The organism is Candidatus Cloacimonadota bacterium, from assembly GCA_028706475.1.
GTDB lineage: Bacteria > Cloacimonadota > Cloacimonadia > Cloacimonadales > Cloacimonadaceae > UBA5456.
Map to the genome: position 1 here is coordinate 1 of JAQWBI010000056.1, position 8,897 is coordinate 8,897.

Consider the following 8,897-nt stretch of genomic DNA (forward strand, 5'->3'; position numbering starts at 1 on the left):
GGTTTCCTTCTGGCTTTCCTGATTTTTTCCCCGTGTAACTCATTAATACTGTGCGAGGTACACGTTTTCCTATACTATTGTGGAGATGCTCATAATTATAGCTGTTTATTGCCGCTTCAATGTTCTGATATGCTTCTTCTTTTGTGTTAAACTTATCCCTCAATCCCAGGCAATACTTCAGGGTCTTATTAAGACTTTCCATGTAAGCGTTTTCATAGCAGTGATTCTTACCGGTATTGCTTATTACTACGTTGTTAGAGGCTGCAAGAGTTTTAACTGCGTGGTTTACAAACTCAGATCCCCTGTCCGTGTGGAATATAGTCTTATATCTTAGCTTCAATGATGCTTTCAAGGCAAGACTTTCTTGAAGCGCCTCCACTACAGGAGCTGATTTACAAGTGTTACTGACACGATACGCCGTTATATAACGGCTTACCAAATCTTCAACTAAAAGCAGCAGAACTTTTCCTTCATTAGTCGATATCTCCGTATAATCGGCAAAAAGTACTTCAAAGACTCTACGAAATGTATGGTTCAGGATCATATTTGATGCTGCCTTACTTCTGTAATGTTGCCTTTTCCATGCTTTCTTACGTGAGTTTAGTGTAAGCTTGTATCGGTTAACGATCTGATAAAATTTATCTCTGCCGACCCTTACGCCCCTTGTGAGCAGTTCCTTGCGTACCTGAGTCCCGGATAGCCCTCGCCGCCCCTCAAGAATTGAGATGATTTGATCCCGGATGTTGTCATCACGTTGAAGTTTCTCTTCATCACAATGCAGATAAGTCTTGTAAAGATTTTGCCGAGATATCATGTTAGCCTCTGAAAATAAGCTCTTGTTTAAAGCTTTCCCGTCTTTTTTAGCCTTGCTCGACGAGATGGAGAGAGCCCTTCTAACAGTTTTTTTTTAGTCTCCTCATCAGCTTCTGAGTAAAGAGCTTCAATTAGAGACTCTTGATACATGATGATCTCTTCATATCTCCTAAACTGGCGATCAATTGGCTCATGAATCAACACCAGTGGAGCATTCTTACGCTTAGTTAACGTTCTGGGTATCCGAACCATGCCACGCTTTGATGTTTCCTGGTTCTGGTTCTGGGTTCTGGATTCTGGATTTTCATATTTGTTTGGGTTTTAGCTTATCAGTGTTTTATCAATCCATCTATTACTATTTATCAATGTTTATCCATGTTTTGTCATTGATTAAGAGATCTCTGAGCCTCGCCTATTGCTGGGTCACCCTAGTAGTCTCCCACTAAGAGATAGTAAAATTCCACTAATCTGTTGACAAGATATCGCAAACAACTAGTTTGGTAAAAAAAATAAATATAGTACTATTTGGAGGTATTATGTCCTACCGCGTACTCGCGATTAATCCCGGCTCTACTTCTACGAAAATAGCCGTTTACGACGATCATCATCCAGTATTTGAGAAGACTTTAAGGCACGATCCAGCAGAGCTGGACAAGTTTGGCGGTATCATTGAACAATACGACTTTCGTAAAGGATTGGTGATGGAAGCTATGGCAGAAAACAATGTAGATGCCAAAAGCTTGCATGCCGTAGTCGGTAGAGGTGGATTGGTGCGCCCGGTTAGTGGTGGTGCGATAAAAATCGGGAAAAGCCTGTTGCGCGATCTGCAGGATCCAGCTCTTTGGGGCCGTATTCATGCATCCAATCTGGGTGCTTTTATTGCCAATGCAATCTCGGAAGAACTTGGTATTCCGGGATTCATCGTAGATCCTGTGGTAGTGGATGAATTTGACGATATCGCAAGAATATCCGGTGTTCCGGAAATCGAGCGTAAAAGCCTCTTGCATGCTCTGAACATCCGCTACATCGCTCGTCTGATGGCCAAAGAACTGGGCAAAGACATCAGTAGTGTGAACCTCATCGGAGTTCATATGGGCGGAGGCATCTCAATCGCGGCCATCAAATCCGGCAGAGTGGTAGATGTCAATAATGCACTTTTGGGAATGGGACCCTTCTCCCCTCAGCGCGCTGGAGCGTTACCTATAGGTGATTTACTGGATTTGGCGTACAGTGGTAAATACACGAAAAAAGAATTGACCACATACCTTACCAAAACGGCCGGATTGATGGCTTATCTGGGCACCGACAGCGGTATCGAAGTAAACAAACGCATCATGGAAGGCGATGAAAAAGCAAAATTCATCCTTCAAGCTATGTGCTATCAGGTATCGAAGGAGATAGGCGCTTGTTCAACTGTGCTTTCCGGAAAAGTGGACGGAATATTCCTCTCCGGAGGTTTGGTTTACAATGATCTCATTGTAAACGAGATCAAATCCCGCTGCAGCTTCATAGCAGATATTCACCTCTATCCTGGTGAAAAAGAGATGGAAGCACTTTGCCAGGGCGGCATCCGGGTTCTCAATGGCCAGGAAGAAGCCATGGACTATGCATATTAAAACCTCGATCAATAGCAATTACTTGGGGTATCCGGCACATTCTGCCGGATTTCCCGTTTTATACATACAACTTTAGCTTTTAATATGAAGAAAATTTCCCTACTTTTATTTCTGCTCATGCTTGTCCCGGCTCTATTTGCTGAGGATTGGACGGTATTGATCTACATGGGTGCGGATAACGATCTCTCTGGACAGGCCATAGAGAACTTACAAGCAATGGAAGCAGTGGAACAACCACATAATCTGAACCTGATCGTACAGCTTGATTTACCTGGAAGCGGTGCAAAACGACATAAAATCGAGCACAATCCCGAAGCAGGATTCAATTCCCGCATTGTGCAGAGCTTGGGTAATGTGGACAGCGGTGATCCTGAAGTGCTGAGAGATTTCGTCTCCTGGGGCTTTAAGCACTATCCTGCTTCACGCAGAATGCTGATTATATGGTCTCACGCGGATAGCTGGTATAAACAAAGTAAATACATCTCCCCTGATGAAGAAAGCGGAAACGCCATCGGAGTAGCAAATGGCGAACTGAGCGCTGCATTGTCTGGAACGCCCAGCCTGGATATCCTACTATTTGACGCTTGCAGCATGCAAAGCATAGAAATTGGATATGAACTAAGACACTTTGCAGATTACATTGTCGGCTCGGCAGATTTGGTGCCAGTAAACGGCTTTCCCTATCAGACAATGATCCCGCTCTTTTCCCAAGAACCCCGGGCTGTGGCAGCTCAGATTCCGGATTTGTATCTGGAATCCTATCTGCCCGGTTCGCAGAATAATCCCTCAAACTACTTTCTAAACATAAGCTGTTCGGTAATAGATACTTCTGTTTTGGGTAGCTACTACAACCTGCTATCAGATTACTGGCGCAATCTCTATCCCCATGCAGCGCAACTCATGAAGATACGCGATAGCTTATACGAAATGAATAGCGGATACGCAGATGTGGATGTGAAACAGATGCTTTCCCGAATCATCGAAAACGGGATCCTGCCGGAAATGAGTGCCGAAGTATGGGAGTTTTACGAGCAATTAGTCCCGTACAATGTCTTTTCTACTACTTACTACCAGCAAAATTTGGGTGCTTTGGCGATCTGGTTTCCTGATGTCCGCTACAATCTGAATATCGCCTGGTCAACCTATATGAAACTCGCATTTGCCCAAAGCTCGTGGCTAAGCTTGGTGAATGCTGCTTTGGGGAATGATCAGGATGCGCCTTCAGCCCCAAAGCTGATTCGTCAGTATCAATACCACGGCCGCTTGCATCTCGCTATTGAAGCTCCGGCAGATGTGGACTCTTTGTGTTACCACATACAGGGCGATCATGCGGATTTCTGGCTCTACTCCCAAATCTATGCCCAGGAAATCCACGTAGACTTCGAGATCGGCAGTTCAGGAAACTGCGGAGTCTATGCTGTTGATCAGTCCGGAAATACCTCAGTTGCCCTTAGTATAGACTACCAGTACGAGACACCCAAAGAGAGCCTAGTAGTGCGCCCCAATCCCGTGTCCACGAACTCTCCCGCCTTTCTGGATTGGTACCTTGCAGTGGACTCAATTGCAGAATCCAAGATTTATGTGTATAATCTTAAAGGTCAGAGAATTCTGTCTTTCGACCATGATCCAAGTGCAAAATCATCAGGTATCATCTTGCTACAGGATATCCCCGGTTTTGATTCGCTGATCCGCGGAGTGTACATAGTAGAGTATAGTGCTACAGGCAAGCGCTTGCGGGTCAAGTTCTCTATCTTATAAAAAGACAGGCCGTTATGACAATGTGGATAACTTGTGGATAAGTGCTTAGCGAGTTTTAGGCGAGAAGATCATGTGTACATGTAACAACAACTTAGATCATCATACTTATCCACCAATGGATGTGGATAAGTGTGTAGATAACTGATTAACAAGGAGCTATCCAGTGCCCAAAAATGAAAGAATTTCCAAGGCATATATTGCGGAATTAGCCAAGCTGAAACAAAAGAAATATCGCCTGGGAAAAGAGCTGATGGTGGTTGAAGGACAAAGACTCATAGATCAGTTAGAAGCCTTTGGAATAGAGCCTCTGGAGCTGTTTATTTGCTCCCCTGAGCTTGAGAAGAAGCAAAACATCCGTACTTGGGTATGCAGTGCTGATGAGATGAAGCGTTTCTGCGAGAGCGAGCATCCGGCGGGCATAGCCGGTTTATATCCCTTGCCAAATCCGGGTGTAAAGAGTTTCAAGCGAGCCTTGTATCTGGATCGAGTGTCTGATCCCGGTAATCTGGGCACCATATTTCGCACAGCTGCAGCATTAGGCATGGATGCCATCTTCCTCTCCGAAGACAGTTGTGAACTGGCTAATCCCAAGGTGGTACGTGCTTCCCTGGGGGCAGTGTATGCTATCCCTTGGGAGATATTGGACTACGAAGCATTGCTTGCTTTGGAGGCTAAGAAAGTGGTATTGGACATGGATGCTGATACAGCATTGGAAGACCACCGTCCCTCCCTTGACCCGGAGATTTACATCCTGGGCAGTGAAGCTCACGGAGTTAACAAAGTACTGATGGCAAGAGCAGATTCGAGCCTCAAGATCAGGATGCATGGAAGCATGGAATCTCTGAATCTTGCCATCAGCACTGCTATCTTATGTTATCATCTGTCCTTGTATACGGACTAATGTTTCAGTTTCTGGATAGTCTCCTGGCAGAGTTGAACGCTATAATCCGGGCTCTCACTCTCCACATACACTCTGATGATAGGTTCGGTACCGGATTTACGGATGTGAATCCAATGCTTGTCTCTAGTGCCTTTGATGCCATCCTGAGTATCAATCTCGTAACCCTGTAGCATATGTGGAACTTTTGCCATGGCTGCATCCATTTCCGAGGCAGCAAGCTCAAGTTTGTCTTTGGCAAAGTAGTATTTGGGCAGTTCTTGCACCAATTCGGATACCGATTTACCGCTTTCTGCCAACAAGCCCAGAATCAAAGCCATACCTGCAGGTGCGTCGCGGGTGTAGTGAACTTCTGGGCAGATGATACCGCCATTCCCTTCTCCACCAATCGGGGAGGAAAGCTCTTGCATCTTTTTACCAACGTTCACCTCACCCACCTTTGTGCGATGAACCTTCACCCCATATCTGCGAGCAATGTCGTCACTAAGCATTGAAGTAGAGAGATTTACTACGATATCACCGCGTTTCTTCGGCATAACATAGCATTGTGCCAGCACAACACTCAATTCTTCTCCGATGCACTTTCCTTGTTCATCTACGATCGAGAGCCGGTCAACATCCGGATCGGTGGCAAAACCAATGTCTGCCCCATGCATTTTTACTGCTTCTTCCAGCTGGCCAAGGTTTTGATTCAATGGTTCTGCCGGATGAGCGAAGACGCCGGTGGGGTCAGTATTGATGCCGACTACAGTGCATCCCAAAGCCTCTAGTAGCAATGGGGAGATCAGACCTCCGGCACCGTTCACGGAATCCAGAACTACCTTGATCTTTCGTTTCTGGATAGCATCTACATCCAAATATGGAATGTTCAGTACTTTATCTATGTGCCTCTGGATTGCTTTATCATCGTAGTTCAACCGGCCTACGGTCTGCCAATCAGCCCAGAGAACAGGTTTATGGACATCTGCCAGGAATTTGGCGGCTTTATCAGGAGCAAGGAACAGACCATCCCGATCCACGAACTTCATCGCATTCCACTGAGGAGGATTGTGAGAGGCAGTGATTGCGATTCCACCGATAGCATCGCTCTCTTCAACCGCCAGTAAAACCGTAGGAGTGGAGACCACACCCAGATCTGTAACGTCCAGACCAATACTATTGACCGTGGATACGATATTGTGCATCATGGCATTTCCGGTGGTACGGCTGTCTCTTCCAATGATGATTCTGCCTTTTCCGTATGCTTGTTTCTGTATTGCGGCAAAGCTCGCCACGTATTGTTGCACGACAGGTGGAGTGAGAGTGTCACCATAGATACCCCGAACCCCGCTCACACTAGTCATTAGTTTGCTCATGATTTCTCCTTTAGAAGCAAAGGATGCGGAAAACCGTCAAAGGCCATCCGCATCTGATATATGACGGCATTACAGCCAGTAGATTCAGTTGTTACAAGCCAAATTCTGCGCGACGGTCTTCTATCTTGGCTTCTTCCCGCATCTGCTGATACCAGCGGGAGAAAGCGAGGTTTTCCAGCTTCTCGCGAATCTCTTTTTGTTTGTCAGTATCTTTCTCAAAAGCAGCAATATCTGGTTTGGTGCGGCTTTCAGCCTTTATAATGTAACTTCCCTTGGGATCGTGAATTACTGGACTGAGATCGCCCTCATTCAGTTTCAGAGCTTCATCGGCAAACATATCTGAGATACCGATGCCAGGAGCGCTGTTGCCGCGTTTGAAATTGGTCACATCAAACACTTTCCAACCTTCTGCTTCAGCCTTGTCAAAATACTGGTCAGCTGTGTATTTAGCGGCAAATTCATCAGCTTTTTGTCTGGCTTTTGCCAGCTTCTGCTGCTTTTCAAGCTCATAGCGAATGCGGGGGCGAACCTTCTCAAATTCTTCATAGTAGGTTTTTGCTTTTTCAGTAATCTTTCCAACGATCATGCGACCTTGTTGATCTCTGATAACTTCACTTACTTTGCCTTTTTTGGCTTTTGCCATCCAGGAGATCAACTGAGGAAGCTGACCGATTCCAGAGATATACTGTGCATCAGGAGCCACCCAATCGCTGTCTTGGGGTTCCATATCCAGAGCTTTTGCCACTTCATCAATCTTCTTCTTTTTCAGCATTTCCTGAGCTTTCTGAGCTTTCTCAGCAATCTCGATCTTGGTGGTCTCACTAGCTTCAATCTTCACCAAAATATGTCTGGCTTCCACTTGAGGGTTTGCTGGATCAGTGCTTACAATGCGGTCAACACGAATAATATGCCAACCAAAATCGCTCTTGACGGGATCAGAGATGTCACCTTCTTTCAAGCTAAAAGCGGCTGCTTCAAATTCGGGAACCATTTGTCCCTTGCCAAATACTCCCAAAGATCCGCCATTCTGTCCCGATCCGGGATCGTCTGAATAATCGATGGCCAATTGGGCAAAATCTTCCCCGGCTCTGGCTCTGGCAGCCAGCTGATCCGCACTCTTCTTTGCTTCAGCGATATCTTCATCAGATGGCTTTTCTTCAAACACAAAGAACTGCATCTTGGTTGCTGGACCCTTTTTGTATTCTTCTTCTTTTTTCTCGTCATAATACTTCTGAATATCTTCATCGGACACCTGAACGTCTTTGATGGTATTGTAATCGAAGAATATCATCTTGCCACGCACAATGTCGTTCTCTTTAATGTATTCGGCCTTTAAGCTGTCCAAGGTAATCCCGGCATCTGCCATAATCTTTTCTTGCAGGCGTTTACGAGGCAGATAGCTTTTATAATAGTCTTCCAAGACCAAGAACAAATTGGGATCATTTTTAAGAGCGGCAATGTATTTGCCTGTATCGAATCTGCCATCTGTTTGTAAAGCGGGATTCTGCATGAGCTCCTCAGGAGGATTATTCTGCATCTCAGTAAGGATTTCGTCGTCTTTGACCTTTATCTTATGCTTTTTGATTTGCTTGTCCCAGAGGATTCCATCCACCAATTCCTGCCAAGCCTGATTCTCCAGGTTCTTCCGGGTTGCATCATCAATGGGTTGATTGGGGTTGCTTTCGCTATGTCTGGTATACATTTCCTGAATCTTGTTTTGATACATCTCAAAACTGATCTTTGTACCAGCCACTTTGCCCACATATGGCTTTGGTGTGAAAACCTCCACAACACCAACGGCTCCCATCCCCAGGATGAAGATGATGGCCACAAAATAGATGATGACTTTCTGTTTCTTTCTCAAGTCTTCGAGCATTATATCCTCCACAATGGATCGTAATATTCTTTAAAGAGCCACTTTTCTGGCAATGGCAAATTACACAAGTGTTTTTTTGTTATTTCCCGATATTCAGTTTACATAAGGAAAAGTAAATATTGGTTAACATCATGTCCTACAGACGGATGCGTGTACTCTGATGGCAGCTAAGCCATTTTCTGCTTGACAAAAACAAAGCTCTTGGAACTGTGATCAAATATAAACGCTCAGTTTTGGGGCATTAGCTCAGCTGGGAGAGCGCATGACTGGCAGTCATGAGGTCAGCGGTTCGATCCCGCTATGCTCCACCAAATATTAGGCGACCTTGGGAAAGCTTGAGGTCGCTTTTTTCGTGTCCAGTGCAGATTCCTACACATGCAATCTATCTAAGCAGTCTTTACATATGCAGCCTTCTCATAGACCAGAGGCAGACGTTCCGGACTACAAGCCAGTATGAGACTGTTCACTTTGACCTGATCTATTTCCAAAGAGTTAGCGCATGAGTTAGGTGAAAAAGTGGGCGAAACGACTAAAATATGCTTTCGAAACCGAATTGACAAGAAGGCCAGTATGCCATCTTT

The 8,897-nt window shown here is 45.2% G+C and carries 6 protein-coding genes and 1 tRNA gene; 4 read left to right on the forward strand and 3 right to left on the reverse strand.

What is annotated here, in order from left to right:
- Positions 1-814 (reverse strand): IS3 family transposase (locus tag PHF32_07930; GenBank protein MDD4560645.1); only part of this gene is annotated, 814 nt, incomplete at its 3' end.
- A 535-nt stretch (positions 815-1,349) separates the two neighbouring features.
- Here PHF32_07930 and buk point away from each other — a divergent pair.
- From buk to PHF32_07945, 3 genes are all read left to right on the forward strand, one after another.
- Entirely contained in the window at positions 1,350-2,429 is a 1,080-nt protein-coding gene (gene buk, locus PHF32_07935) for a butyrate kinase (GenBank protein MDD4560646.1), read from the forward strand.
- Between the two features lie 84 nt (positions 2,430-2,513).
- Positions 2,514-4,187, forward strand: a complete 1,674-nt coding sequence (locus PHF32_07940; GenBank protein MDD4560647.1) for a clostripain-related cysteine peptidase — start codon at positions 2,514-2,516, stop codon at positions 4,185-4,187.
- Between the two features lie 163 nt (positions 4,188-4,350).
- Positions 4,351-5,088: an RNA methyltransferase gene (locus PHF32_07945; GenBank protein ID MDD4560648.1), complete on the forward strand. Its 738-nt coding sequence runs from the start codon at positions 4,351-4,353 to the stop codon at positions 5,086-5,088.
- On the opposite strand, the gene glmM is transcribed toward PHF32_07945, so the two are convergent.
- Positions 5,085-6,440 carry a phosphoglucosamine mutase gene (gene glmM, locus PHF32_07950; protein MDD4560649.1) on the reverse strand — a complete coding sequence of 452 codons (1,356 nt, stop codon included), beginning with the start codon at positions 6,438-6,440 and terminating at the stop codon, positions 5,085-5,087. The genes PHF32_07945 and glmM overlap by 4 nt on opposite strands.
- 91 nt (positions 6,441-6,531) lie before the next feature.
- Complete coding sequence (locus tag PHF32_07955) at positions 6,532-8,316, reverse strand: peptidylprolyl isomerase (protein MDD4560650.1); 1,785 nt, start codon at positions 8,314-8,316, stop codon at positions 6,532-6,534.
- Between the two features lie 235 nt (positions 8,317-8,551).
- Between PHF32_07955 and PHF32_07960 the strand changes: the two genes are divergently transcribed.
- Positions 8,552-8,627, forward strand: a tRNA-Ala gene (locus PHF32_07960).
- Positions 8,628-8,897 lie beyond the last annotated feature (270 nt).

Bases quoted from the DNA above. Each gene is read 5' to 3' on its own strand.
- buk (MDD4560646.1), top strand. From the start codon at position 1,350: ATGTCCTACCGCGTACTCGCGATTAATCCCGGCTCTACTTCTACGAAA.
- PHF32_07940 (MDD4560647.1), top strand. From the start codon at position 2,514: ATGAAGAAAATTTCCCTACTTTTATTTCTGCTCATGCTTGTCCCGGCT.
- glmM (MDD4560649.1), bottom strand. From the start codon at position 6,440: ATGAGCAAACTAATGACTAGTGTGAGCGGGGTTCGGGGTATCTATGGT.
- PHF32_07955 (MDD4560650.1), bottom strand. From the start codon at position 8,316: ATGCTCGAAGACTTGAGAAAGAAACAGAAAGTCATCATCTATTTTGTG.